23 protein-coding genes and 1 pseudogene are annotated in these 26,244 nt (G+C 65.3%); 13 read left to right on the forward strand and 11 right to left on the reverse strand.

Annotated elements, in window-relative coordinates:
* Window positions 1-298 precede the first annotated feature (298 nt).
* On the reverse strand, window positions 299-1,006 hold the full coding sequence (locus BJ997_RS12860) for a DUF2511 domain-containing protein (protein WP_035835057.1): 708 nt from the start codon (window positions 1,004-1,006) through the stop codon (window positions 299-301).
* Window positions 1,007-1,118: 112 nt separating this feature from the next.
* On the opposite strand from BJ997_RS12860, the gene BJ997_RS12865 reads away from it, so the two are divergent.
* The 5 genes from BJ997_RS12865 (at window position 1,119) to BJ997_RS12885 (ending at window position 6,152) form a co-directional block, all read left to right on the forward strand.
* Entirely contained in the window at window positions 1,119-1,799 is a 681-nt protein-coding gene (locus BJ997_RS12865) for a recombinase family protein (protein WP_052541920.1), read from the forward strand.
* Window positions 1,800-2,136: 337 nt separating this feature from the next.
* Window positions 2,137-3,618, forward strand: coding sequence for an IS21 family transposase (istA, locus tag BJ997_RS12870; RefSeq protein WP_084141842.1), 1,482 nt, complete (start codon window positions 2,137-2,139; stop codon window positions 3,616-3,618).
* Window positions 3,615-4,346, forward strand: coding sequence for an IS21-like element helper ATPase IstB (istB, locus tag BJ997_RS12875; RefSeq protein WP_183323340.1), 732 nt, complete (start codon window positions 3,615-3,617; stop codon window positions 4,344-4,346). Before istA ends, istB begins: the two co-directional genes overlap by 4 nt.
* A gap of 420 nt (window positions 4,347-4,766) precedes the next feature.
* Window positions 4,767-5,753, forward strand: a complete 987-nt coding sequence (locus BJ997_RS12880) for a TIR domain-containing protein (protein ID WP_052542306.1) — start codon at window positions 4,767-4,769, stop codon at window positions 5,751-5,753.
* 93 nt (window positions 5,754-5,846) lie between these two features.
* A complete protein-coding gene (locus tag BJ997_RS12885) occupies window positions 5,847-6,152 on the forward strand; it encodes a thiamine-binding protein (RefSeq protein ID WP_035836991.1) in 306 nt (101 codons plus the stop codon).
* Between the two features lie 409 nt (window positions 6,153-6,561).
* Here the strand turns inward: BJ997_RS12885 and BJ997_RS12890 are convergent, their stop codons facing one another.
* The 4 genes and pseudogenes from BJ997_RS12890 to BJ997_RS12905 form a co-directional block, all read right to left on the reverse strand.
* Window positions 6,562-7,239 (reverse strand): DUF6338 family protein, encoded by a 678-nt coding sequence (locus BJ997_RS12890; protein ID WP_183323503.1) that lies wholly within the window; start codon window positions 7,237-7,239, stop codon window positions 6,562-6,564.
* Between the two features lie 611 nt (window positions 7,240-7,850).
* Window positions 7,851-7,994: pseudogene (locus tag BJ997_RS12895) on the reverse strand (thiamine-binding protein); the annotation flags it as partial.
* Between the two features lie 8 nt (window positions 7,995-8,002).
* Window positions 8,003-9,226: a glycosyltransferase 87 family protein gene (locus tag BJ997_RS12900; protein WP_052542308.1), complete on the reverse strand. Its 1,224-nt coding sequence runs from the start codon at window positions 9,224-9,226 to the stop codon at window positions 8,003-8,005.
* Between the two features lie 35 nt (window positions 9,227-9,261).
* Window positions 9,262-10,143 carry an ADP-dependent NAD(P)H-hydrate dehydratase gene (locus BJ997_RS12905; protein ID WP_052542309.1) on the reverse strand — a complete coding sequence of 294 codons (882 nt, stop codon included), beginning with the start codon at window positions 10,141-10,143 and terminating at the stop codon, window positions 9,262-9,264.
* 65 nt (window positions 10,144-10,208) lie between these two features.
* Here BJ997_RS12905 and BJ997_RS12910 point away from each other — a divergent pair, with 65 nt between their 5' ends.
* Window positions 10,209-11,303: an NADH:flavin oxidoreductase/NADH oxidase gene (locus tag BJ997_RS12910; RefSeq protein ID WP_035837014.1), complete on the forward strand. Its 1,095-nt coding sequence runs from the start codon at window positions 10,209-10,211 to the stop codon at window positions 11,301-11,303.
* Window positions 11,304-11,313: 10 nt separating this feature from the next.
* On the opposite strand, the gene BJ997_RS12915 is transcribed toward BJ997_RS12910, so the two are convergent.
* The 3 genes from BJ997_RS12915 to guaB1 all read right to left on the reverse strand — a co-directional run bounded on the left by BJ997_RS12915 (window position 11,314) and on the right by guaB1 (window position 15,251).
* Window positions 11,314-12,351: a hemolysin family protein gene (locus BJ997_RS12915; protein ID WP_035836994.1), complete on the reverse strand. Its 1,038-nt coding sequence runs from the start codon at window positions 12,349-12,351 to the stop codon at window positions 11,314-11,316.
* Window positions 12,348-13,685 carry a hemolysin family protein gene (locus BJ997_RS12920; RefSeq protein WP_035837015.1) on the reverse strand — a complete coding sequence of 446 codons (1,338 nt, stop codon included), beginning with the start codon at window positions 13,683-13,685 and terminating at the stop codon, window positions 12,348-12,350. The genes BJ997_RS12915 and BJ997_RS12920 overlap by 4 nt, the downstream gene beginning before the upstream one ends.
* Before the next feature lie 126 nt (window positions 13,686-13,811).
* Window positions 13,812-15,251, reverse strand: a complete 1,440-nt coding sequence (gene guaB1, locus BJ997_RS12925) for a GMP reductase (RefSeq protein WP_035836995.1) — start codon at window positions 15,249-15,251, stop codon at window positions 13,812-13,814.
* 131 nt (window positions 15,252-15,382) lie between these two features.
* Here guaB1 and BJ997_RS12930 point away from each other — a divergent pair, with 131 nt between their 5' ends.
* Window positions 15,383-19,147, forward strand: a complete 3,765-nt coding sequence (locus tag BJ997_RS12930) for a multifunctional oxoglutarate decarboxylase/oxoglutarate dehydrogenase thiamine pyrophosphate-binding subunit/dihydrolipoyllysine-residue succinyltransferase subunit (protein ID WP_183323505.1) — start codon at window positions 15,383-15,385, stop codon at window positions 19,145-19,147.
* Window positions 19,148-19,333: 186 nt separating this feature from the next.
* Here BJ997_RS12930 and BJ997_RS12935 read toward each other — a convergent pair whose 3' ends face one another.
* Both BJ997_RS12935 and BJ997_RS12940 read right to left on the reverse strand, forming a co-directional pair.
* Window positions 19,334-19,576, reverse strand: a complete 243-nt coding sequence (locus BJ997_RS12935; protein WP_035836997.1) for a zf-HC2 domain-containing protein — start codon at window positions 19,574-19,576, stop codon at window positions 19,334-19,336.
* Window positions 19,573-20,217: a sigma-70 family RNA polymerase sigma factor gene (locus tag BJ997_RS12940; RefSeq protein WP_052542313.1), complete on the reverse strand. Its 645-nt coding sequence runs from the start codon at window positions 20,215-20,217 to the stop codon at window positions 19,573-19,575. The genes BJ997_RS12935 and BJ997_RS12940 overlap by 4 nt, the downstream gene beginning before the upstream one ends.
* 109 nt (window positions 20,218-20,326) lie before the next feature.
* Between BJ997_RS12940 and aroA the strand changes: the two genes are divergently transcribed.
* The 5 genes from aroA to bcp are packed head-to-tail and all read left to right on the forward strand — an operon-like array spanning window position 20,327 to window position 25,160.
* A complete protein-coding gene (gene aroA, locus BJ997_RS12945; RefSeq protein ID WP_035836999.1) occupies window positions 20,327-21,685 on the forward strand; it encodes a 3-phosphoshikimate 1-carboxyvinyltransferase in 1,359 nt (452 codons plus the stop codon).
* The gene (rsgA, locus tag BJ997_RS12950) at window positions 21,686-22,759 is read left to right on the forward strand and encodes a ribosome small subunit-dependent GTPase A (protein ID WP_035837001.1); all 1,074 of its coding nucleotides are present in this window, start codon (window positions 21,686-21,688) and stop codon (window positions 22,757-22,759) included. It begins immediately after the preceding gene.
* 22 nt (window positions 22,760-22,781) lie between these two features.
* Window positions 22,782-23,219 carry a bleomycin resistance protein gene (locus BJ997_RS12955; RefSeq protein WP_035837002.1) on the forward strand — a complete coding sequence of 146 codons (438 nt, stop codon included), beginning with the start codon at window positions 22,782-22,784 and terminating at the stop codon, window positions 23,217-23,219.
* A complete protein-coding gene (locus BJ997_RS12960; RefSeq protein ID WP_035837003.1) occupies window positions 23,212-24,642 on the forward strand; it encodes a hypothetical protein in 1,431 nt (476 codons plus the stop codon). The genes BJ997_RS12955 and BJ997_RS12960 overlap by 8 nt, the downstream gene beginning before the upstream one ends.
* Before the next feature lie 38 nt (window positions 24,643-24,680).
* Window positions 24,681-25,160 carry a thioredoxin-dependent thiol peroxidase gene (gene bcp, locus BJ997_RS12965; RefSeq protein ID WP_035837004.1) on the forward strand — a complete coding sequence of 160 codons (480 nt, stop codon included), beginning with the start codon at window positions 24,681-24,683 and terminating at the stop codon, window positions 25,158-25,160.
* A 13-nt stretch (window positions 25,161-25,173) separates the two neighbouring features.
* Here the strand turns inward: bcp and BJ997_RS12970 are convergent, their stop codons facing one another.
* Window positions 25,174-25,623: a hypothetical protein gene (locus tag BJ997_RS12970; RefSeq protein ID WP_152602210.1), complete on the reverse strand. Its 450-nt coding sequence runs from the start codon at window positions 25,621-25,623 to the stop codon at window positions 25,174-25,176.
* Between the two features lie 184 nt (window positions 25,624-25,807).
* Between BJ997_RS12970 and BJ997_RS12975 the strand changes: the two genes are divergently transcribed.
* The gene (locus BJ997_RS12975) at window positions 25,808-26,056 is read left to right on the forward strand and encodes a WhiB family transcriptional regulator (RefSeq protein WP_035837005.1); all 249 of its coding nucleotides are present in this window, start codon (window positions 25,808-25,810) and stop codon (window positions 26,054-26,056) included.
* Window positions 26,057-26,244: the final 188 nt, after the last annotated feature.

Consider the following 26,244-nt stretch of genomic DNA (forward strand, 5'->3'; position numbering starts at 1 on the left):
CCCCACAAGGCCTCACTGGGGTCGTAAAGCGATGTTTGGCCCTACACGGCACTCATGCATGTTTGAGCGACGAATGCGCCCATTGCCTGCGTGTGACCCCTCAAGCACAGAGCGACGCCGGTGACGCCGACCGGTGACGAAGTGACGGAACTTGCGTCACTTCCCTATTCCAGTATAAAGAGCTCTCTCTCTTCTAAAGAATAGTGAAGTGACGTTAGAACCGTCACTTCGTCACCGGAATGCACCCGAGCGCCCACGAGGCATGCGGCGAGCGCCGCCGCTCGAGCCCAGTGCGCGTCTAGCAGAGCCCGAGGCCCGCGTCGATCACGGGGGAAATGTCGATTTTGAGTCCATCAACGTCGGGGTCCGCTGCCCACATTGGCGAGATGTCCGGCAAGTCCGTGTGGTCGCGTGCAGTGCCATTCACGGCGTACTCGGTCCCGTCCGGCGTGTCGAGAGTGACAAGCTGGAGAGATCGCCCGTCGACGGTCTTCTCTTCGCACCGGACGACGACGTAGGGCGTAGTCAGCGGCCAGTCGTCGCCAAAGTCAATACTGACGAGGAGGCCAGGGTCATCCTCGACATTGGCGGGCACGTCGACCGGAGTGGCGGGTGCGGCAGGCGCGTAGTCGGCGCAGACTCCAGTCTGCGGCTCGCCAAGCGCGTCACCGGGTGATGTGACGATGACGTAACCAGCCACGGCTCCCGCCGCGATATCACCCGACCCGCCGCCTGGACCCCAGTTCCGATCTACGCATACCTCTGTGCCGTCTACGACGACGCCGACAAAGGTCATGCCCTCCCAGATCGGCGCGTCAGGTAGCTCGTCCTTGACCAGTCGTTCGGCTTGGGCGATCCGTTCAGAGTCGCTGAGCGACGACGTCTCAACCGTTGGCGCCGCAGAAGCGCTCTCTCGCGCGGGCTCCGGAGAAGCGGAGCACCCTGCGAGCAGTACAACGGCGGCGAGCGCCCAAATGGATACTGCTGATCGGTTGACTATGGGCATGATCAGACCCTATCGAACCGCCAAGGCCGGGTGTTCCGGTGCCAAGTCGCTTGCACGCTTCGTCTTGGCCGTACAGGTTTGCTTGCAAAGGTGTACGGCTTAAGATTGTGGCATGACGAAAACGCCCGATCCCGCCCCTCTCGCGCTGCTCTACGTTCGGGTATCGACTGGTCGACAAGCGAAGACCGGGCACAGCGTCGACAGCCAGCCCATCATCCTGCGAACCGCCGCCGAGAAGGCCGGATACGTCGTCGAAGTCATCACGGAAACCGGATCAGGGCGCAATGCGGCACGCCCGGCGCTCGCCGAAGCCATGAGCCGCCTCAAGTCTGGCAAGGCTCAGGCTCTCTACGCCGTCGATATCGACCGGCTCGCCCGAAGCACTCAGCATCTTCTTGAAATCGCTACCGCGTCGACCAAACAGGGGTGGCGGCTCGTGGTCACTACAACGGACGTGGATACCTCGACCCCCGCTGGAGTCATGTTCTTCACCATGTGCGCCGCGTTCGCCCAGTACGAGTCCGGCATGATTTCGCAGCGCGTGAAGCGCCAACACGAGGCGCGCCGAGACCGGGGCGTCGTCTGGGGCAAGGACGAGGGTCGGCGTTCGGCGCTACCCGCCGCGACCGTGGCACGCATTCTCAGCCTCCGCGCCGAGGGTCGGACCTTGCAAGCAATCGCCGACACGCTCACCGGTGAAAACGTGTCCACGGCGGCGGGTGGCAAGTGGTATCCCTCAACCGTCGCCAAGACCTTGAACAGCCCGGCCAACCGCCCGACTCTCGCCGCCTGACCCTGTGGCGTTGCTGCGCTCGCCGTGGCCTTGCGTTGGAGGGGTGGGGAGGCACCCCCGGGGTGGTGTGTGTGATCAACTCTTTGTAGGCCGTTTCGGCGCTGGAATCCTGCCAAGTTAGCGGCTGGTTTCCTGCCAAAAGAGCGCTAAGAATCAGGCCAGGCAATTCCCCGCCAAGACGTTGGTTTGGGGAATGCGCCGAGACAGTGATCACCGGTGGCCGAGGCCCTTCTCCCGTGCGCGGAGACATGGGCCCGCCACCCCAGATATGTTCCTTACGGCGTAGCTACTGCCAAGCGGTCGCGCCGGAAGGAACAGAAAGCAGATGACGGTACCCATGTCCGTGCAAGAAAATATCAGAACTCTCGACTCCCACGGAATCGCGGGCCGAGAGATCGCCCGCCGACTGGGCGTCAGCCGCGACGCGGTAACGAAATACACCGGCCAGCTGGACTACTCGCCCAAGCCACCGTCGCCGGTGCCTCGGCCGGCCGGGTCGGTGTTGACAGGGTTCGAAGACACCATTGAGTTGTGGTTGGGCGAGGACCAGCGCCGGCCGCGCAAGCAACGCCACACGGCCAAGCGCGTCTTTGACCGCCTCGTCGTCGAGCAGGGCTACTTCGGCAGTTATTCGCCGGTGCAACGCTTCGTCGCTAAATGGAAGACCCGCCACCGCCAGGCCGGGGAGGGATTCACCGAACTGGTCTGGCCGGCCGGCACGGCGCAGGTCGATTTTGGGCAGGCCGAGGCCATCATCGCGGGGGTCCGGCAGGTCCTACATATCTTCGTCGTCACGTTCCCGTTCTCGAACATGCGCTTCGTGCAGGCTTACCGGGGCGAAACATCCGAGTGTGTCTGCCACGGCCTGCGGACTGTGTTTGATCACATCGGTGCGGCACCTCGGCACTTGGTCTTTGACAACGCGACCGGGATCGGGCGGAGAGTGGGGGCCAAGGTCGTCGAGACGAAACTGTTCAGCGCATTCAAACTGCATTACCGCTCGGAGTCTCGGTACTGCAACCCGTACTCCGGCAATGAGAAAGGCAACGTGGAGAACGCGGTCGGGTTCCTCCGCCGGAACCTGATGGTCCCCGAGCCGGAGGCGGCCACGTTGCAGGGCCTCAACGACGTGTTGTTGGCGCGGTGCCTGGCGTTGGCTTCGACGGTGCACTATCGCAAGGGCCTGCCCGTGGGTGAGCTCTTTACCCAGGACGTCGCCGCGAGTCTCGCGCTGCCCGGGGTCGGGTTTGACCCGGTGCGTTATGAGTCCCGCACCGCCGACAAGACCGGGAACCTCCTCATCGACGGGAACACCTATGCGGCCGGGTCTTCCTTCCATAGCCGCACCCTGACAGTGGGGTTACGACACGATGTGGTCGAGATCCTCGATGAGCAGGCCACGCCGGTGCGGTCATTCCCTCGGGCGTTCGGACGACAGACCGAGACGATCTTCGAACCCGCGTCGCTGCTGCCGTTGCTGGTGACCAAGCCCGGCGCTTGGGGTCACTCCCAACTGCGCCCCCTGGTCCCAGATCCGGTGCGGCAGTGGCTCGATACGGCCACCGCCACCAACCGGCGGCGACTCCTCAGCGCCGTGGATGCCGCCAGCGGTTCGGCCGGTTTCGACGCCGCAATCGGCGCCGCCGACATGCTGATCCAGCGTGGGGACACCCCCGATATCGCCGCGCTGAGCATGCTCGCCCGGCGCCTCGCCGACGGCACGGCCCCGGCGGCGGAGAACGTGGACCTTAGCGTTTATGACATCTTCACCGCCGACGCCTTCACCACCGTGAACACGCTGACAGGAGAGATCGCATGAGCCTGATCACCGTTCAAAACATCATCGAGACCGGCCGGCAGGCCTCCCTGACCAATACCGTGCTGGCCGAGTGGGCCGAGAAAGGCACCCCGAAGCAACGCGAATACCTGCACGGAATGCTCACGGCCGAGCACGAATCCCGCCAAGCATCTCGCCGCCAACGACTGCTGACAGCGGCCCGGTTGCCGGCGTTGAAGTCACTCACGGGTTTTGACTACTCGAGCGTGAAGTTCCCCGAGGACTACGGCCGTGACGAGCTGACCTCGCTGGATTTCATCGACCGGGCCGAGGACCTTGTCTTCTACGGTGACGTCGGCACCGGGAAAACCCACCTCGCCAGCGCGCTGGTCGCCGCCGCCTGCCGCGAGGGAATCCCGGCACGTTTCTTCACCACCTCGTCGCTGGTGATGCAGCTGCGCCGCGCCAAAGACGAAGGGCGCCTCGATCGGGAGCTGGCCTCCATAGCCAAAAATCGGCTCGTGGTGATTGACGAATTTGGCTACTTACCAATCGATACCGAAGGCGCCCGGCTCCTGTTCCAGGTCATTGCGGACGGTTATGAAAAAAGAAGCCTGGCCATAACCACAAATTTGGAATTCTCCCGCTGGGGAACCGTGTTCGGCGACGACAACATGGCCGCTGCCGTCATCGACCGCATCGTGCACCACGGCCGGCTCCTGCAATTTCGTGGCGAGTCCTACCGAGTTAAACACGCCCTCATGAAATAACCCCCGCACCACCCCAGCCGACGGCCGCGCTGGCCGAGAATGCTGGAACGACGCCGAAAACCGGCCATTCTGACCACCGTGCTCAACTGGCCGGAAACCACGCCGCACTGGCAGGTTTTTAATCGCTCAAATGGCCGGCTTCAAGTTGACAAAACACAGGTGGGGAGTCTTCTCGTACCGAGGCGGCAGGGCGTCTCGCTGTGCGCGTGAGTCTGGAGGCTTGGGTCGTTCACGTCCGGCGTTGGGCTCCGCAACCTGCAATCCCTCCTGCCCGAGCCAAGCGCGCCGAAATGGACCAACGGTTCCACGACGTCGCCAATTTCATCGCCCATTCGCACGACGCCCCCACCGCTGAGCCACCGTTGAGCATGAGAGGCACTATTGGAAGAGTCCGAAGTCCGCAAGCGATACGCTCCGAACATGGGCAAACTCAGCGCGAATCTATTTGGCATCAGGCTAGACGACACGATCGTCTCGCGCATGAAAGCCCTTCTGGAGAACGTAGTCCTCACAGAAGTGCAAAAAATGGATATTCCAACGGGCCGCGCGTGGGTTGAAACAACCGCTGAAGGGTGGCGGGAGTACTACTCGCTTATGGCTGACCGACTTGAGTCAATCCTCGAGAATGGATCGGCAAAGGGCACCATCCGCGCGGAGGTATCCCAGCAAACTCTGCACGGCCGAACATGGTCTGCTGGGCCTGCGAATCCCCATCTTGATTGGCGGACACCTAGGCCCGACGCCAATCTCGACAAGTTCTCACCGGATTACGAAGGAATCACATTCGAGTTCGCGGAAAATGGCTTCATCATAAATCTAGGCATGAGGAATAGAACCGGTATCGTCGGCCCCGTCACTCTGACTTCGACTAGTGGAGGCCTGACACAGATCGTTATCGACGATCCCGACAATAACAGCGAAGCGATCCTGTCCGCGGTCGAAGAGCTTGTGCTGAGCTATCGCGTCCCGGAAGCCCCACCAGAGCCAGCGTCGTTCAGGGTCTTTATGGGTCATGGTGGGGATACCCAATGGAAGACCCTCAAGCTGGCTTTGGAAGCCACTCACGGTTTCGCCGTCGAGGCCTTCGAGTCAGAGGACCGAACATCGACGGCCACAGTGGACACCGTCGTCAACATGATTAGGTCAGCCAACGCCGCAGTAGTTGTGATGACTGGAGCCGACACCATGCTCGACGGAACCGTCCGAGCTCGTGAGAATGTCATCCACGAACTTGGCCTTTGCCAGGGAATTCTTGGCGTCCACAGCACCATCATCGTCTTGGAAAATGGCGTCACGGAGTTATCCAACATCGCCGGAATAACGCAAGTCCGATTCCCGAAGAACGACGTCATGAGTTCGGCACTTGCTGTCGCGGGAGCTCTTGAAAATCGAAAGAGAAACGCCTGACCTGATCACGCCCGCTGCCGCTATCGGCCGCGTCCCCCCGAGACGCCACCGCGGCGCTAAGTGGCGAGCGCGAAACACGGGCAGAATGGGCACATGCTAGTAGCCTTCTCAGTTGCCCCCAGCGGTACCGGACGCGTCGACGGCTCCGTTCACGATGCCGTTGCCGCCGCCGTGCGCATTGTTCGAGAGTCCGGTCTCCCCAACCATACAGACTCGATGTTTACGACCATCGAGGGCGACTGGCCCGAAGTGTTCGAGGTCATCCGGCGGGCGACCGAAGCCGTCGGCGAGTACGGCTCGCGGGTCTCGCTTGTACTGAAAGCCGACATTCGACCGGGCTTCTCAGGGGAAATGAACGGGAAGATTGAACGCCTAGAGCAGGCTCTCGGCGACAACTAGCTTGTTTACACGCCTGAGCGCACAATAACCCCTGGCAGTGCGGGTGCGAATCGCCGCAGGCGAGGCAGACGCCGCCATGGTGTGGCGCCGAACTAACAACGTGCAGTCCGCCGTCGACGTCGAAACCCTCCCTGACGACGGTATTGCTTTTCGCAGAGACGGCGAGCCCCCATCGTTTCGATCTGGCACGTGATCGAACGCGCGAGAGACTGACGTCGGCGGCTACTCGTCCTGGTTCGAGGCGCTATCCGATGCGCCGGACGCCCCCGAGGGACCAGTCTGAGGCTCAGAGACAAAATTCATCGGGACAGCACTCTCGCGAATTTCACGTTGGATACCCGCGCTTCCGAGCAGAACCTTTTCGTCTGCCTTGTCGACTTGTTCACTCATTATTTGCTCCTATCGCTCGTTACTTTGGAACGCCGATCCACTCGACGACGCATTTGTCCGATATTGAAACCCAGAGACCCTGCGAATTCTCCAGCTTGCTGAGGAACTCACCTTTCGCGCCCATGCGCCATTGTGACTCGATGAAGATATCGCGAGGTTGTGGGTATGTCGACATCAACGACTTTCGGGAGTACCAGCCGCCGTAGTAGACGCCGTTCTCCAGACGAACGCGAACGAATCGGCCACTCCCCATCGTCAACGCATTGTTATCCCAGGCAGAAGGCACCGATCGAAAGTTGCTCAGCAGGACCACTTTCTTGCGCTGCTTTCCCTTATTCGTCGTTCTTTGGGTTCCGTCCGATTCCGTGCTTGAGGCGACCCGCAGCGAGAGTAAAACTGGGACCAGTGCAGGCACACCGACAAGAAGCCCTAATGCCAGCAGAGTCGGCCAGAAGGGCTCGCTGAGGAGTTGCGCACCGCTGTCTTGAAAAGACTCAACTACTAAGCGACCGAAAACAAGTAGATAAACTGCGTCGAACAGTACGCCTACGAAGAGTGCCTCGAGTATCCGCGCACCGGCACTCGTGTCCACGGCCCGGTGGCCACGCAACGCAACTCTGACTGTCCCGAAAGCGATGCCTGGAACAATAAAGAATACGAAGAGGGACAGCTGAGCAAGTGACTCCGGAACTGTCAATCTTCACCGTCCCACTCTGGGGAACGAGTATTTCACGCGAGCGGGCCGACCGCGGTAGACCACCCGTCGCTCGAGTTCCCTCTCCACGCCGCGGACCCGCGATACCCAACGCCCACTCCGTTGAGCCTCGGGCCAACGTGATCTAGCCCTGCGGCGAGTCTTTCGCTCTGATTGTAAAAGTCAGAGAACGGCGGTAAAACCCATCTCCACAACTCGCTCCCACTTGAATCGAAGATGCGCAGCTCCCAGTCACCTAGAGTGCTTTTCTTGGTCACGGTAGCTCGCACCGCGTTCGGATAACTCATGCCCATACGCAGAGCGTACCGGCACGGGCCAGCGTTGTCCTCCCTTTCAACTCATGGGTGGTTCATCTCCCGTTCCCTCTCTACCCTGGCCTTGACCCCGGAGAGAGTGGACCCGGGTAAAGGCCATCCAACGGGCGACCCAAGACATCGTCGAGTATGGCTCGCGGTCTCGCTGGTACTCAAGGCCGATATTCGACGGGACTTCTCGGGGGAAATGACCGGGAGGTTGAACGCCTAGAGCGGGCTCGGGGCGACAACTAGAGCGTTTACACGGCTCAGGGCTATGTCCCCTAGCGGTACTTATGCGCCCTCGATCGTGGTGAACATGGAGTCGGTGTGGTTGGGCAGGCCGGAGTCGCGCACCACCTTGACGGCGGCGGCCACGGCGTTGTGCACGGAGCCGGCGTCGTCCTGCGCGCCGGAGGGGGCAACCGAGAATGCAACGAGCATGAGAACTCCTAGGTCTGAAGCGAATTGGTCAGCGAACGTTCGCCCCTGCGATCGTACGACCACAGCTCACGCACCGCCCAGCCGAGCAGCACGAATTCCAGAAGGTTGCGCACTGAGAGTACGAATACGAGCGTGGGATCGGCCACGAGCAGCCAATCATAGAAATACGGGTAGACCAGTTGGGTCAGGGCTGCGATCACGAGCGCGAGCGTCGCGGGCGTACGCCACGCCGCACCGTGCCAGACGAGTCCGAGGATGATCGGTGCCGCAAGCCAGGCCATGAACTGCGGCGAGCCCACCTTATTGAAGGCGATGAGAGTCACGGTGAGTGCGAGTACGAGCGGCGGGAACACCGTGACAAACGCCGCGCCCGCCCGCGTCGCCCGCGCGCCCAGCAGCACCACGCAGATCGCCATGAGCGCCATCAGCGGTGTCATGAGAGCGCTCGCGACGTCGACTCCGGGGCCGGCCACCTGAAAAGTCAGAATGTCCCTGTCGTAGTAGAGCGAACTGGCGGGCACCCGCAACGCGGTGAGCCACATCCAGAATCCGGCCACCGGCGCCTCGATCTGGATTCCGCGCGCGGTCTGCGCCGTCACGAAGCTGACGACGTTGCGACCGCTGCCGAGAACCAGGGCGACCACGACGATGCCGAGGCTGATCGCGGAGGCGAGCAGCAGCATCCGCCAGCGCTGCGGCCACACCACAAAAAGCGCGGCAATCACGGCGGCGGGCCAGATTTTCACCCAGGTGGCGAGAACAAGCAGCGCCGTTCCCCAGAACGGCCGACTGCCGAGCCACAGCAGGCCGATGATCGTCACCGGCACCGTGATGGAATCGATGCGAGCGAGCGCGATCGGTCCGAGCAGAAGTTGGAACAGCAGCCACCACCACGCGACGCGAACGCGATGCGGGTGCAGTCCGCGCACAAGCATGAAGAATGCTGCCGCGTCGCACAGGGTCACGAGCAGAAACCACGTGTACAGATACAGCGCATCGCCGAGCGCGAGGGCGGCGCTGATCGGCAGCATGGCGAGAATCGGGTACACGAAGGGGGCATCGATTCCCACAATCGTTCCGTTGCGCAGTCCGTCGGCCCAGCCGCGATACACCACGGCCACGTCGCCGAGCGGGTTTCCGGGCCCATACAGCGCAAGCAGCACGATGACGACGTGAACCAGGACGAACGCGCCCCACAGCAGGGGCGCTCGCTGGGAGGGGGGTCGTGACACGTGCTTACTGTAGCCGCACAGCGCCCCCGCGAGGCCTAGTGCTTGCCCTCCGCCGCAACCGCAAGCAGTGCCCGCATCACGGTGGGCACGGCTTCTGCCACGTCGAGCGCGGTGATCGGCCCGCCGGCGGATGCGAGTTCCGCCGCGCGGGCATGCACAAGCGCCGCGGTCGCGGCGAGGGCCGCGAGGGCGTCGGTATCCGTTTCGATGCGGGCGGAGTTCGTGGCCAGCAGGGCGCCGAGGATACCCCCGAGCACGTCCCCGGAACCGGCCGTCGACAGCCACGCCGGAGAGCCGGAGACCGTGAGCCTGGCTCCGGTAGGAGACGCGATGCGCGTGACGCTGCCCTTGAGCAGCACCGTGACGCCGAGCAGGCGCGCGGCGCGAACGGCGGCCTCGGCAGGAGCGGCCGCGATCTGCTCCGCGGTGGTCTGTTTGGCCTTCGGCAGGCCGTTCAGCAGGGCCGCGAGTTCACGGTAGTGCGGGGTGATCACGACCTGGCTGGCGGCCTCCGCTTCAGGCAGGCGCAGCCTGTCAAGCACCCCGGCGTCGCAGACCGTTGGCAGGCCCGCGGCGAGCGCCTCGTCAAGCTCGCGCGTCACCTCGGCCCCGCGCGTGGCTGCGTTGATTCCGGACCCGAGCAGCCAGGCCTGTACCCGACCGGACACCAGCACGACTTCGGGGCGGCGCTGCAGCACGAGCGTGCCCGCCCTGCCAGGACCGAGGTAGCGCACCATGCCCACCCCCGTGCGGGCCGCGGCCTCGACGCCGAGCACGGCCGCACCGGGGTAATCCTTCGATCCGGTCATCACTCCGAGCACGCCGCGGGTGTACTTGTCGTCCGCCGGTCCCGGCACGCGGATCCACCCGCGCGCCTGCTCGGTGTTCCATTCCAGCCATCCCCGGGGTTTTGCCATGTGCCCACGATAGATTGTTTCCATCAAAGTCGATGAACCCATTTGTTCACACCCGGGGGAAACACGTGTCCGCTCTCTTCGAACCTCTCACCGTGCGCGGGGTCACCATGCGCAACCGCCTCTGGGCGGCTCCCATGTGCCAGTACGCCATCGAGAACCGCGACGGCGCTCCCGCTGACTGGCACCTGATGCATCTGGGCTCCCTCGCCACGGGAGGCGCCGGCCTCGTGATCGCCGAAGCGACCGCGGTGAGCCCCGAAGGGCGCATCTCCGACAAAGACACCGGCCTCTGGAATGACGAGCAGGGCGAAGCCTGGGCGCACATCGTCGAATTCATGCACACTCAGGGTGTGCGCGCGGGCATCCAGCTCTCCCACGCCGGCCGCAAAGCATCCGTCTGGCCCGCCTGGGGCACCGACCGACGCGGCACCATGTCGCCGGTCGACGGCGGGTGGCCCACCCTATCGGCTTCGGCCCTTCCCTTCACCGGTTACGCCACCCCCACCGCCCTCGGCTTCTCGGGCATCAAGCAGGTCGTCGCCGACTTCCGGGCAGCCGCACGCCGGGCCGTCGACGCCGGCTTCGACGTGATCGAGATCCACGGCGCCCACGGATACCTCGTGCACCAATTTCTCTCGCCGCTGAGCAACCAGCGCACCGACGAATTCGGCGGGTCGCTCGAAAACCGCGCGCGCCTGCTCATCCGCATCATCGTGGCCGTGCGGCAGGAGATCGGCGAGGAGCGGGCGCTCTTCGTGCGATTCTCTGCCACGGACTATGCAGCGGGCGGCTGGGACGAAGAACAAACAGCCACTGTCGCGGGTTGGGCCGCCGCCGCCGGGGCCGACTTCTTCGACATCTCGACCGGAGGCAATGTGGCAGGCGCGACCATTCCGCTCTCGCCCGGCTATCAGGTGCCGTTCGCGCGCTTTGTGAAGGAGCAAGCGGATGTAGCGGTCAGCGCCGTCGGGCTCATCACGTCTGCGGAGCAGGCGGAACAGATCGTGGCCTCCGGCAGCGCCGACGCCGTCATGCTCGCGCGCGAACTGATGCGCAACCCGCGTTTCCCGCTGCAGGCCGCGCACGAGCTCGGCGTCGACCTCGACTACTGGCCGCCACAGTACGCCCGCGCCCGCTGGCCCGCCGAGCCGGTGCGCTAGACGCGGCACGTCAGTCGCGGCGGGTGGCGTCCTGCACTTCGCCCACGAGCTCCTCGATGATGTCCTCGAGAAAGAGCACCCCGGTGGTCTCACCCAGTTCGGTGAACGACCGGGAGAGGTGCGCGCCCGAGCGGCGCATGGTCGCGAGAGCGTCTTCCAGGTCGGTCTCTTCAAAGATCGACACCAGCTGACGGATGCGCTTGCCGGGAATCGGGTCTTTGTACACCTCGGATTCCAGGTCGAGCACATCCTTCAGGTGCACGTAACCGGTGGGATCGCCAGCCTCGTTCACGAGCACGAACCGCGAGAATCCGTGACGCGTCACGGCTTTCTCCACGTCCGCGGGCGTCGCCGTCTCCGGCAAGCTGATGATGCCGGCCATCGGCACGGCCACGTCTCTCACCTTGCGGGTGGTGAATTCGAAGGTCGCGGTGAGGGCGCCGGTGCCGTCGAAGAGCACACCCTCCTTGGTGGACTGCGTGATGATCGTGGCGACCTCATCGAGTGTGTACGTGCTCGTGGCCTCATTTTTGGGCTGCACGCCGAACAGCCGCAGCACGCCGTTGGCGGTGGCGTTGAGCGCCACGATCACCGGCGAGAAGATGCGGCCTATGAACACGAGCGGCGGGGCCAGGATCAGCACCGCCTGGTCGGGAACGGAGAACGACAGGTTCTTCGGCACCATTTCGCCGAACACCACGTGCAGGTACGACACGAGCACGAGGGCAATGAGGAATGCAATCGTGCTGATGACCTCCGGCGAGAGCCCGGTGAGCCCCAGGGGGACCTCGAGCAGGTGGTGAATCGCCGGCTCCGAAACGTTCAGGATGAGCAGTGAGCACACCGTAATGCCCAACTGCGTGGTGGCGAGCATGAGCGTGGCGTGTTCCATCGCCCACAACGCCGTCTTGGCACTGCGTTTGCCCGCTTCCGCGAGCGGTTCGATCTGCGAGCGTCGCGCGGAGATCACGGCGAATTCGGCGCCCACGAAGAAGGCGTTGGCGGCGAGAAGCACCACGAGCCAGGCTATTCCTGCCCAATCACTCATGGTTTCTTCACCTCGCTCGTCATGTCGGTTTCAGTATCGGTTTCGGTCTCCGGGGTGAATCTCAGCCGATCGATACGCCGCCCGTCCAGTCGTTCCACGCGCAGGGTGCCCCCGTCGATCGGCACAGTGTCTCCCACCGCTGGCAGGCGTCCGAGCTCGCTCATCACGAATCCGGCCACGGTTTCGAACGGTCCGTCATCGGGCACCCGCAGCCCTGCCCGCTCGAGCAGTTCGTCGGGCCGAAGCATTCCGGGAAAGGTCAGCGAATCCGGGGACCGCACAACGCCCGCGCGGGTGCGGTCGTGTTCGTCGGCCACCTCGCCCACGATCTCCTCCACGAGGTCTTCGAGAGTGGCCACGCCCGCCGTTCCACCGTATTCATCCACGACAATGGCCATCTGGTAGCCGCGGCCGCGCAGTTCGCTGAGCAGGCCGTCGAGTTTCATGGTTTCGGGAACCCGAACGGCCTCGGTTTGCAGTCCCGAGACCGGCACGGTGGCGCGGCGATTGCGCGGCACGGCCACGGCCTGTTTGACGTGCACGATACCCACGACATCGTCGGCGCTCTCGTCGATCACCGGAAAACGGGAGTAGCCGGTCTGGCGGGTGAGGTCGATTACGGCCTGGGCGGATGCCGTTCGCGAGATGACGGCCACACGCGGGCGGGGCGTCATGACGTCGGAGGCGGTGTGGCCCGAGAACAGCAGCGTGCGGTGCAGCAGCGTCGCGGTGTCTTTTTCCAGCAAGCCGGCGCTGGCCGAACGCCGCACGAGCGAGGACAACTCCTCGGCGGAGCGGGCCCCCGAGAGCTCTTCCTTGGGTTCGATGCCCATTGCACGCAGCAGCCCGTTCGCGCTCCCGTTGAGCACGAGAACGGCGGGCTTGAACACCATCGTGAACACGGTCTGGGCCGGAATCACAAGCTTCGCGGTCTGCACCGGCAGCGCGAGGGCGAAATTCTTCGGCACGAGCTCGCCGATGATCATCGACAGCAGGGTAGCCACCACCACGGCGGCGGTCGTGGCGATCGCCGGAACAGCGGATGCCGGCAGCCCGGCACTCGTGAGCGGCCCTGTCAGCAGCGTGGTGATCGCCGGCTGCATGGTGTACCCGGTGAGCAGGGTGGTGAGGGTGATGCCGAGCTGTGCGCTCGACAGGTGCGTCGACGTGATCTTGAGCGCCGAGATGGTGAGGCCGAGGCGGGTCTCGCCGCGATCCCGGCGAGCCTCGAGTTCCGTACGGTCGAGGTTGACCAGGGCAAACTCACTTGCCACGAACAGTCCGGTGCCAATGGTCAGCAGCAGGCCGAACCCGAGCATGACCCACTCAAACATGGCCACCACCGGCGTTCAGCAGGGCTAGCGGCGAACGTTTATGACTGCGTGATTGTGCCGTTGGGGGGTCGTCCATTATTCCTCCCACTATAGCGGAAGGCCCTGCACCGAGCGGGTGCGGCGCACCTACCAGGAGACCGGAAGTGCCTTGCCTTCGTCGTAGCCGGCCGCGGACTGCAGTCCGACTCTGGCCTTCTCGTGGAAGTCGCTCACCGAGGTCGCCCCGGCGTAGGTGAAGGAGCTGCGCACGCCCGATGTGATCATGTCGAGCAGGTCTTCTACGGAAGGACGCAGCGGGTCGAGGTAGATCTTCGAGCTCGAGATCCCCTCGGCAAAGAGGGTTTTGCGGGCGAGCTCGTAGGCGTCGAGACGGTCGAACCGCCCCTGCACGGCCTTGGTCGAGGCCATTCCCCAGCTTTCCTTGTAGAGCCGGCCGGCGGCATCCGCTTGGAGGGTTCCCGGCGCCTCAGTGGTCCCGGCGAACCAGGAACCGATCATGACGGATGCCGCGCCGGCGGCGAGCGCGAGCGCCACGTCCCGGGGGTAGCGCACGCCGCCGTCCGCCCATACGTGCGCGCCGAGTTCGGCGGCCGCGGCGGCGGTTTCGAGCACTGCGGAGAATTGTGGACGCCCGACCGCCGTCATCATGCGGGTCGTGCACATGGCTCCGGGGCCCACTCCCACTTTCACAATGGTGGCCCCGGCTGTGACGAGGTCGCGCACGGCCTCTGCCGTCACCACATTCCCGCCCACGATCGGCAGCCCGAGGTTCAGATCGGCCACGGTCTTGAGAGCGTTGATCATGCCGTCCTGGTGGCCATGGGCGGTGTCGATCACGAGCACGTCGACGCCAGCTGCCGCCAGCGCCCGGGCCTTCGCGGCGACATCTCCGTTGATTCCGATAGCGGCGGCCACCTTGAGTCGGCCGTGCGCGTCGACGGCTGCGTCGTAGAGCGTGGAGCGCAGGGCGCTCTTTCGGCTGAGGGTGCCGACGACCAACCCGTGGTGCAGCACTGGAGCGAAGTCCAGGTCGGCTTCGGTCATCAAATCGAAGGCGCGACGGGGTCCGTCCACGTCGTCGGCGTCGAGGGCTGCCATCGAGCCGTGCAGCAAGTCCCCGAGGACAGCGTCACCGAGCGCGGTGCGAAGGCGCGAGGCCACGATGCAGCCGAGGTACTCGCCCGTGCTGTCATGGATCAGGATTCCCTGGCCGTCCACGGGCGGAACCTGCCGCAGCGCCATTTCGACGGTGTCGTCTGGGCCGAAAACGAACGGGGTGTCGAATCGTACGGATTGGGCCTTCACCCAGCGAATGGCTTCGTCGAGGTCCTGCAGGTGCATGTCCTGGGGAAGAACTCCGAGGCCGCCCCTGCGGGCGAGGGTGGCCGCGAGCCGGGGGCCGGTGACCGAGTTCATGTTCGACGAGACGATGGGGAGAGTGGCCCCAGTGCCGTCCCCCGGAGCGAGGGACACGTCCATGCGACTGTGAATCGCCGACTGCCCTGGCACGAGAAAAACATCGGAGTACGTCAGGTCGCTGGTGGGAGTCGTTCCATAGAACCGCATACCAGAACGCTATCCCCTGGCGGGGGTGATCGCGGCCGCTGGTTATGGGATTAGGCTTGATGCGCAGACCGACCCGGCGACGTCTTCGCCAGGGACATCCAACATCAACGCGGAGAGTGGGCGATCGGACGGTGTCAAGCCAGGTAACCGGTGGAGCTTCAGACGAAAAAACGTCAGGCGAATTCGGAGCGAACGAGTGGCTCGTAGACGAGCTGTACGAACGATATCTCGTCGATAAAGATTCAGTTGACGAGTCCTGGTGGCCCGTGCTGGAAAGCTACCACCAGACAGCAAATGGTCCCGCGTCCGAGACGACGCCGGAACAGGCCCCAGCGGCACAGGCGCCGGCAGCAGCAGCGCCTGCAGCAGCAGCAGCACCGCAGGCGGCCCCCGCGGCAGCCCCGACAGCCCCCGCACAGCCCACGGCGCGCACCACCTCCCTTGCACCGAAGCCCGTTCCGGTTCCCGCCGACGCGCCTGTGACGAGCCCGATGCAGGTCGTAGCGGATGCCACGACCCCCGTCGTGGAAGACAAGATCACACCCTTGCGCGGCATGGGCAAGGCCCTCGCCGCGAACATGGCCACGAGCCTCACCGTGCCGACCGCGACGAGCGTGCGCACCATTCCGGCGAAGTTGCTCATCGACAACCGCATTGTCATGAACAACCACATGAAGCGTGCTCGCGGCGGAAAGGTGTCGTTCACGCACCTCATTGGCTGGGCCCTGATCCGTGCGCTCAAGATGTTCCCGAGCCAGAACGTCTACTACGACGAGGTCAACGGCAAGCCCTCCGTGATCGCCCCCGCCCACGTGGGCATGGGCCTCGCAATCGACATGCCGAAACCCGACGGCACGCGTGCCCTGCTGGTTCCCACCATCAAGCGCGCCGACACGATGACCTTCGGTGAGTTCCTCACCGCCTACGAAGACCTCGTGGCCCGCGCTCGCCTGAACAAGCTCACAGCGGATGACTTCGCCGGAGCGACGCTGTCGCTCACCAACCCGGGCGGCATCGGCACAGTGCACTCCGTGCCGCGCCTCATGAAGGGCCAGGGCTGCATCATCGGCGCCGGCGCCCTCGACTACCCGGCCGAGTTCCAGGGCGCGAGCGTCAAGACGCTCACCAACCTGGCCATCTCGAAGACCATCACCCTCACGAGTACCTATGACCACCGCGTCATCCAGGGCGCCGGTTCCGGTGAGTTCCTCAAGATCGTGCATGAGCTGCTCATCGGCCAGCACAACTTCTACGAGGACATCTTCTCGGCTCTGCGCATCCCGTACGAGCCCATCCACTGGGCACCAGACATCAGCGTGGACCTCGCGAGCGCCGTCGACAAGACCGCCCGCGTGCAGGAGCTCATCAACTCGTTCCGGGTGCGCGGCCACCTGATGGCCGACATCGACCCTCTCGAGTACAAGCAGCGCTCGCACCCCGACCTCGACATCGCCAACCACGGCCTCACCTTCTGGGACCTCGACCGGTCCTTCGTGACCGGCGGCTTCGGCGACAAACGCCTCATGCTGCTGCGGGACATCCTCGGTGTGCTCCGCGACTCGTACTGCCGCACGACCGGCATCGAGTACATGCACATCCAGGATCCGGCCCAGCGCAAGTGGGTGCAGGAGAAGATCGAGAAGAGCTACGTCAAGCCGAGTCACCTCGAGCAGATGCGTATTCTCGGCAAGCTCAACGAGGCAGAGGCCTTCGAGACCTTCCTGCAGACCAAGTACGTGGGCCAGAAGCGCTTCAGCCTCGAAGGCGGCGAGTGCACGATCCCGCTGCTCGACTCCATCCTGCAGAGCGCAGCGGAACAGGGCCTCGACGAGGTCGCCATCGGCATGGCGCACCGCGGTCGCCTGAACGTGCTCACGAACATCGCCGGAAAGACCTACGGCGAAATCTTCCGTGAGTTCGAGGGCACGCAGGACCCCCGGACCGTGCATGGCTCCGGCGACGTGAAGTACCACCTCGGCACCACGGGCACATTCCGCGGCGAAGACGGTGCGGAGATCCCGGTGTCCCTCGCCGCGAACCCCAGCCACCTCGAGGCTGGCGACGGCGTGCTCGAGGGCATTGTGCGCGCCAAGCAGGACCGCAAGCCGATCGGAACGTTCTCCACACTGCCGATCCTGATCCACGGCGACGCGGCAATGGCCGGCCAGGGCGTTGTGCTCGAGACGCTGCAGATGTCCCAGCTCCGCGGCTACCGCGTGGGCGGCACCATCCACATCGTTGTGAACAACCAGCTCGGCTTCACGACGACGCCCGGCGACGCTCGCTCCTCCGTGTACTCCACTGATGTCGCCAAGACCATCCAGGCGCCCATCCTGCACGTGAACGGCGACGACCCCGAAGCCGTGGTGCGCGCCGCCGAGTTCGCGTTCGCGTACCGCCAGGAGTTCAAGCGTGACGTGGTCATCGACCTCATCTGCTACCGCCGCCGTGGCCACAACGAGGGCGACGACCCCTCGATGACGCAGCCGCTCATGTACAACCTGATCGAGGCCAAGCGCTCCGTTCGCAAGTTGTACACCGAGGCTCTCGTCGGACGTGGCGACATCACCGAGGAGGAATACGAGGCCGCCCACCGCGACTTCCAGGACCGCCTCGAACGCGCCTTCATGGAGACCCACGCCGCGCAGACCGCATCGATCCCCATCATCACCCCGGAGATCGCCGCGAAGGCGCATGCCGAGAAGCGCGCGATCGACGAGGAGGCTGCTGCCGGGGAGCCGGCCACGACCGGCGTCGCCGAGTCCGTGATCCACCTCATCGGTGACGCGTTCAACAACAAGCCCGCCGGCTTCACCGTTCACAACAAACTGCAGCAGCTGCTGCAGAAGCGCCTCGATATGAGTCGCAACGGCAACATCGACTGGAGCTTCGGTGAGCTTCTCGCCCTGGGTTCCCTCCTGCTCGAAGGTACGCCGGTTCGTTTTGCCGGCCAGGATGCCCGCCGCGGCACGTTCGTGCAGCGCCACGCCGTGCTGCACGACCGCGTCAACGGCCAGGAATGGCTGCCGCTGGCCAACCTCAAAGACAACCAGGCGCGCTTCTGGATCTACGACACCCTGCTGAGCGAGTACGCGGCGATGGGCTTCGAGTATGGCTACTCCGTGGAACGCGCCGACGCGCTCGTTCTGTGGGAGGCCCAGTTCGGCGACTTCGCCAATGGCGCGCAGACCATCATCGACGAGTTCGTGTCGTCCGCCGAGCAGAAGTGGGGCCAGCGGTCATCCGTTGTCTTGCTTCTCCCGCACGGCTACGAGGGTCAAGGCCCCGACCACTCTTCGGCCCGCATCGAGCGCTTCCTGCAGCTGTGCGCAGAGAACAACATGACGGTCGCCCGTCCGTCGACGCCCGCGTCGTACTTCCACCTGCTGCGCCGCCAGGCGTACATGCGCCCGCGCCGTCCGCTCGTGGTCTTCACCCCGAAGTCGATGCTGCGCCTGCGCGGTGCCACGAGCTCGGTGGCCGACCTCACGAGCGGCAAGTTCGAGCCGGTCATCGACGATGCCCGCATCAGCGACAAGGGCGCGGTCAAGCGTGTTCTGTTCCTCGCCGGCAAGCTGTACTACGACCTGTTGAACGACCTCGAGAAGAACCCGAACCCGGAGATCGCGCTCGTGCGTGTGGAGCAGTACTACCCGCTCCCCGGCGTCGAGCTCAAGCACGTGGCTGACCAGTACCCGAACGCCGAACTCGCCTGGGTGCAGGACGAGCCGGAGAACCAGGGTGCCTGGCCGTTCTTCTACCTTGAGACGAACAAGCTGGGCCCGCGCCCGGTACGTCTGTTCTCGCGGGCGGCGTCGGCCTCACCGGCCGCGGGTTCCGCGAAGCGTCATGCCACGGAGCAGGCAGCGTTGATCCACGACGCGCTGACCCTGTAGGCATCCGCTTCCTCCGCCTACAAGACAGCCCCTCCCGCGAACTTCGGTTCGAGGGAGGGGCTGTCTCGTTGCTCCCCTGCAAAATCGACGGAGAGTTCGGAGGTTTCGAGCGGGGATCCCGGCGATTCACGGGCCCAAGACCCGGAATCTCCGTCGATTTCGCGAGGCCGACGGCTGGCGGAGCGGCTAGTGGGTGGACTGGATCGAGCGCAGGCGCAGCAAAACCTGGTCGCGCAGGTCTTCTGGGGTCGTTTCCTTGCACGCGCGCTGCACGGCATCCGTCAGGGTGAGTCCCACGAGGTGCTCGCTGCTGCAGTCGGTGCAGGTCTCGAGGTGCTCCCGAATGTCCGCGGCCTCTTCCTTGCGCAGTTCGTTGTGCAGGTATTCCTCGAGTTCAGCCTTGGCCCGCTCGCATCCACAATCGGTCATGATTTTGTCCTCCCGGACTTCAGGCTCGGGCCGGTGCTGAGTCCTCGTTCACTCGCATACTCGGCCAACAGCTCGCGAAGCAGACGCCGGCCACGGTGCAGGCGACTCATCACGGTGCCAATGGGTGTTTTCATGATTTCGGCGATCTCCTGATAGGAGAAGCCCTCGACGTCGGCGAAGTACACGGCCAGCCTGAAATCCTCAGGGATCGACTGCAGGGCGTCCTTGACGGCACTGTCGGGCAGGTGGTCGATGGCCTCGGCCTCGGCCGAGCGTCCCGACATGGCCGTGGTCGACTCCGCGCCGCCCATCTGCCAGTCCTCGAGTTCGTCGATGGTGCCCTGGTACGGCTCGCGCTGCTTCTTGCGATACGCGTTGATGAACGTGTTCGTCAGGATGCGGTAGAGCCACGCCTTGAGGTTCGTGCCCTGTTCGTACTGCGCGAAGGCGGCGAAAGCCTTTACGAAGGTCTCCTGCACGAGGTCCTGCGCATCAGACGGATTACGCGTCATGCGCATGGCCGCCGCGTAGAGCTGGTCGATAAAGGGAAGGGCCTGCTCTTCGAACAGGTTTCGGTTCTTTTCGCGCGCTTCATCCGGCGTTTCCACCGGAGGGGTGCCCACGGGCGTGTCTGAAGTCATCACCGGCAATTGTAAGCCGTTGAGTGTGAGACTGCTGGGTCGCTCCAGGAGCGTCGACACCGCCATAGAATCCTTCCGTCACGTCATATCCCGACTATTCTGATAACCGATGTTGATCTCGAGATATTCCAAGCCGGAGTTTGACCCTTACGGCGACAATGTTCCCGTCGAAACGGATGCCTGGTGGCCGGCCCCCACGGCGTCCGGCCCCTTGGCGTGCACGGTCTCCCTCCCCGGGTCGAAGTCACTCACCAACCGGGAGCTCGTGCTGGCTGCTCTGGCGGACGGCCCGTCGCTCCTGCGCGCCCCCCTGCACTCGCGTGACAGCGACCTGATGGTCGATGCGCTGCGCCAACTCGGCACCACCATCGAGAAGGTCCCAGGTGCCGGCTCCTTCGGCCCCGACCTGCGCATCGTCCCCGGCGAATTGCTCGGCTCCACCACCGTGGACTGCGGCCTCGCCGGAACCGTCATGCGTTTTCTGCCGCCGCTGGCGGCGCTGGCGCTCGGCCCCACGACGTTCGACGGTGACGCCGGCGCCCGCCGCCGCCCCATGTCGACCATGATCACCGCCCTGCGCGACCTCGGCGCCGACATCAACGACGACGGCCGCCGCGCCCTGCCCTTCACCGTGCACGGCCGCGGCGCCCTTCCCGGCGGCGAGGTCACGATCGACGCCGGAGCCTCAAGCCAGTTCGTCTCCGGCCTGTTGCTCGCCGCGTCCCGCTTCGAGAACGGACTGCACCTGCGCCATTCCGGCGAGCGCCTGCCGAGCCTGCCGCACATCGAAATGACCATTGCCACCCTCGCGGCACGCGGCGTCACTGTGCAGAGTCCCGCTGTGGGCGAGTGGATAGTCGAGCCCGGCCCCATCGCGGGTGCGGAGGTCGACATCGAGCCTGACCTCTCGAACGCGGCACCGTTCCTCGCGGCGGCCCTCGTGGCCGGCGGCAGCGTCACCATCTCCGGCTGGCCCACCAGCACCACCCAGGTCGGCGCCGATCTCCAGACGCTGCTCCCGCTCTTCGGCGCCACGGTCACCCTCGTGGGCGATCGCCTCACGGTGAGCGCGGGCAGCGGCATCCGCGGCGTTGAACTGGATCTCTCGACCGGTGGAGAACTCGCTCCCACGCTCGTGGCCCTCGCGGCCCTCGCAGATTCACCGAGCACGATCACCGGCATCGGGCACCTGCGCCACCACGAGTCGAACCGGCTCGAGGCCCTCGCCACCGAGATCAACCGGCTGGGCGGCAACGTCACCGAGCTGCCCGACGGCCTGCACATCGTGCCGCAGCCGCTCACCGGTGGCGAATGGCTCAGCTACGACGATCACCGGATGGCCACGGCCGGCGCCCTGATCGGGCTCGCCGTTCCCGGCGTGTTCGTGGAGAACATCGCGACCACCGCCAAGACCCTCCCCCAGTTTCCCGAGCTCTGGCACGGCATGATCCCGGAGGCCACGCTCTAGATGCCGGCACGCGACGCGGACGGCCAGGCCGACACCTGGTGGTCGACGCCCGACGAAGACGAACCGCAGTACGACGAGTCTGACGTGCGCGTGCGCGCCGGGCGCAAGGGCACGAAGCCGCGCTCGAAGACCCGGCCGCAGCACGAGAACGCCCTCACCGGGCGCATCCTCACGGTCGATCGCGGGCGGTACACCGTGATGCTCGACGAGAACCTGCCCAGCGAGCGGCGCGTCACCGCGGCACGCGCGAGCGAACTGCGCAAGAAGGCGGTCGTCAACGGCGATCGCGTGGACATCGTGGGCAACACCTCTGGCGACGAGGGCACCCTCGCGCGCATCGTGCGCATCGTCGACCGCGACACTCTGCTGCGCCGGAGCGCGGACGACACCGACGCCGTGGAGCGGGTGATCGTGGCCAATGCCGACCAGATGCTGATCGTGGTCGCCGCCGCCAACCCTGAGCCACGCATCCGCCTGGTGGATCGCTACCTCGTGGCCGCCTACGACGCCGGGGTCTCCCCCATTCTCTGCATCACCAAGACCGACCTGGCCGACCCGGCCGAGTTCCTGGCCAACTTCGCCGGCCTCGACCTGCCCGTGTTCCAGAGCAGCGAGGGCGAGATGCCCATCGAAGCCATCTCTGCGGCTCTGGTGGGCCACGACACTGTTTTCGTGGGGCACTCCGGCGTGGGCAAGTCCACCCTCGTGAACGCGCTCGTGCCCGGCACCAACCGGGCCATCGGCGTAGTCAACACCGTCACCGGGCGCGGCCGGCACACGTCCTCGTCCACGGTGTCACTGCGGCTCGAAACTGATGCCGGCCGCGGCTGGGTGATCGATACCCCCGGCGTGCGGTCCTTCGGTCTCGGCCACATCGACACCGACAACATTCTGAAGGCATTCACCGACCTCGCCACCATCGCCGAGCGTTGCCCGCGCGGCTGCACCCACCTGCCCAATTCGCCCGACTGCGCCATCATCGAGGCCGTCGCCGCCGGGGAACTCGGCGAGACCGGTCGTGTGCGCCTCGATTCCCTGCAACGCCTGCTCGCCACCTTCGCGCCCGCCCGCTGACGGGCGGCGACATACTGGAGACATGAGTTCTACTTCGAGCGCGGCCGCCATCTTCCCAGGGCTCGTGCCGGAACTTCTCGTCACCGACCTCGAGGCGAGCCTCGCGTTCTGGGTAGGACTATGCGGTTTCGACGTACTCTACGACCGGCCGGCCGAGCGGTTCGCCTACCTCCAGCTCGGTTCGGCGCAGCTCATGCTCGAGCAGGTCGGGGTGAGCCGCAACTGGGTGACGGGCGCGCTCGAGGCACCGCTCGGCCGCGGGGTGAACTTCCAGATCTCAGTTCCGGCGATCGAACCCGTGGTCGAACGCCTTGCTCACGCGGGCTGGCCGCTCTTCATGGCCCCGGAGACCACGTGGTACGAGACCGGCCCCACACGATCCGGCGTCAGCCAGTTCTTGGTGCAGGACCCCGACGGGTACCTGCTGCGCCTCACCACTCCCCACGGCGTGCGTGCTTAGCCGGTCCCGCCTTCGCGGCACGGGCCTCGCGGCGCTTCTGGCGCTGGCAACGGCCCTCACCGGCTGCAGCCTGATCGAGCCTCCGCCGCCCGACAACGTCGTGAACTCCGTGAACCGCGCCGTCGACGCCATCCGCGCGACCGACGGGGTCGACGAGGTGTCCGCCACGATTTCACGTCGAGAACATGTGGCCGTGCCCCTGAACGAACTCTGGACGGCGAGCATCGAGGTACGCGCCGAAGCGGATGTCGCGGGCTTCGGGCCGCTCGCCGAGGCCGTTGAGCGCCACGTCGAATCCGCTCGCGACATCGTGTTGGCGACGGCAACCGTGCGGTTGCCCGCAGACGACGCCGGCGCCGAGGTCGCGCTCGACGTCCCCTCCGGCGCGGCCGGCGACATTGCCGACGCGACCGTCTCCCTGCGGCAGATCGAGCACGCCACGACGGTGCACGTGGAGAGCCACCAGTCCCTGGCCACAGTCACGGTGAACTCGCCAGAGGCCCTGATCCAGGCGATCGCCGACCTGCGCGCTCTCCCCTCATTCGGGCAGGGCGCGCTGACCGCCGTCACCGTCGAAGCAACGGCGCCCTCAGGCGGCACCAGGCGTCTGACCACATCGGCACTCTCACCGTCCGCCGATCTCCTACCGTTCCTCGGCGAACTTGCCCCCCGCGCCGATATCGGCGCTTTCTTCTACAACGGGCAGCGCGCCGATGAACCGATCGGCGAAGCATCCGTCTGGCGCCCCTCGTTGCGTGTGGAGGCCACCTCCCCGCGGAGCGCACGAACGATTACGGGGCTCCTCACCGGGCTCGAGCCGGCAGTGGCGAGTGAATCCGGCGTGCCCCGCGCGTCGTTCTCGGTGTATACGCCGGCCGACGGGAGCGCGTTCGAGCGGAGCGGCTTCTTGGGACTCGCACTGGATTCGCCGGCGCCCGACGACTACGTCGATGCCCCGCGGGCGGACGCCACCGACGCCGACCTGTACGGCGGCCTCCCGGAGACCACCGACGCGGACCGGGGAGAATCGCCGGACGCGATGTCCCTCGATCCGGCGGCCGCGGCGCTTCAGCTCGGGTCCGACCTGCGGCGGGTGACGGCGCTCCTCGAGGAGGCCGGCGACACCGCCGGTATTCGCGGTCCGGCAACCGTCGAGGTCTCGGCGTGCGACAGCGGTGTGGGCCAGCACGTGCGCGGGTACGTGATACTGCCGATCTTCGAGATCGTCGACAGCCCCATGGCACCCTTCGACGCCGTCAGACGGTCCTGGAACCGCCAGGGATTCATCACAACCGACCGGGCGATGGGCACCGACCTGTATACCCAGCAGGACCCGTCAGATTCCCTGCGGGATCTCACGATCCGCGGCACGTCAGCGGGGCTGTCCCTCAGCGCGACGTCAACCTGCGTCGTCTCCGGCTGAGGCGCGGCGGCGTGCCCGCGAGCGGCTAGCGTGGAGTCATGACGGATTCCACACGGCTCGCGGCCGGCGACACGGCCCCCCAGTTCACCCTGACCGACCAGGATGGCGCACCCGTTTCGCTCGCCGACTTTGCCGGCAGCAACGTGGTCGTGTACTTCTACCCGGCCGCGATGACCCCGGGCTGCACGAAGCAAGCCTGCGACTTTCGCGACAACCTCGGTTCCCTGAAGTCCGCGGGCTACCAGGTGCTCGGCCTGTCGAAAGACACCCCCGCCAAGCTCAAGAAGTTCCAAGAGCACGACACCGTGAATTTTCCACTGCTCAGCGACACCGAACTAGACGTGCACCGCGCGTACGGGGCCTGGGGCGAGAAGAACCTCTACGGCAAGGTCGTGACGGGCGTGCTGCGCTCCACGTTCGTGATCGACGAGGCCGGAATCATCCAGCTCGCCCTCTACAACGTGAAGGCCACCGGCCATGTGGCGAGCCTGCGCAAGAAGCTCGGCCTCGACGCCTGATCGGGGCTCGCGGCTACTCGGTGGGGTGGCTCGTGGCCGCCACGATCTTCGGTGTGAAGGCGAGAACGATCACGACGAGCGACGGCAGCAGCAGCGCCCAGCCCACGTCCGGCCGGGCATACAGCCCTTGGAAGCAGCCGACGGCAACCATGATCTGCACGAGCTGCCAGGTGACGGCGCCGCCGCGGATCCAGGGACGCCGCCGCACCGCACCGATGGTGATCGCGCTCACCCAGACCGCCGCAATCACGGCGAGTGCGAGTATGGCCAGTCCTCCACCGAGCGATGCCGGGCGCTGCGTGAGCAGCTCGATCACGAGCCAGCCGGCCACCAGCCAGAGCACCACCGCTTCGAGGGCCAGGAGCGCCACGAAGACGACCATTCCGGGCACGCGAACCAGCTCGCGCGCCTCGGCCCGCAGGCGCGTCCACGGGTGCTGATCTGGTTCTTCTCGCTGACTCACAGGTATATTCCATCCAAAACTATTGATTTGACACCCCTATTATGGGACGATATTTGAGGTCCGGTTGACGCTCACAGGGACGTGAGCTTATCTAGCGTGTTTAGATCTGAGCTTTTCCTGCAACGGACCATACCCTGCAACTCTGGCCAATCGGCCGTGCACCCCGCAATAAAGGAGCATCTCTATGGACTGGCGCGATAAAGCTGCCTGCCTCACCGCCGACCCGGAACTTTTCTTTCCGGTTGGAAACACCGGCCCCGCGGTGGACCAGATCGAAAAGGCAAAGTCGGTGTGTGCACGTTGCAACGTCACCGAGGTCTGCCTCCAGTACGCACTTGAGACCGGTCAGGACTCTGGAGTCTGGGGCGGCCTCAGCGAAGACGAGCGTCGTGCCCTCAAGCGCCGCGCCGCACGCGCCCGTCGGGCGTCCTAAGCCGCCAGACACGTTCCGCACGAGCCTGCAGCCTCCGGATATTACCGGCTGGCCGCAGGCTCTTGTTGTATCCGCCGGGGTTGCGCCCGGCCGGCGCCAGCGTGGGCCACCGCTCTGGCGCCGCGCTATCGCCCCAGCGCCAGCGCGCGGCCGTACCAGTAGCGCCCGCGCCACAACCCGGCCGCCGG

The sequence above is a fragment of the Cryobacterium roopkundense genome (genome assembly GCF_014200405.1).
GTDB classification, from domain to species: domain Bacteria; phylum Actinomycetota; class Actinomycetes; order Actinomycetales; family Microbacteriaceae; genus Cryobacterium; species Cryobacterium roopkundense.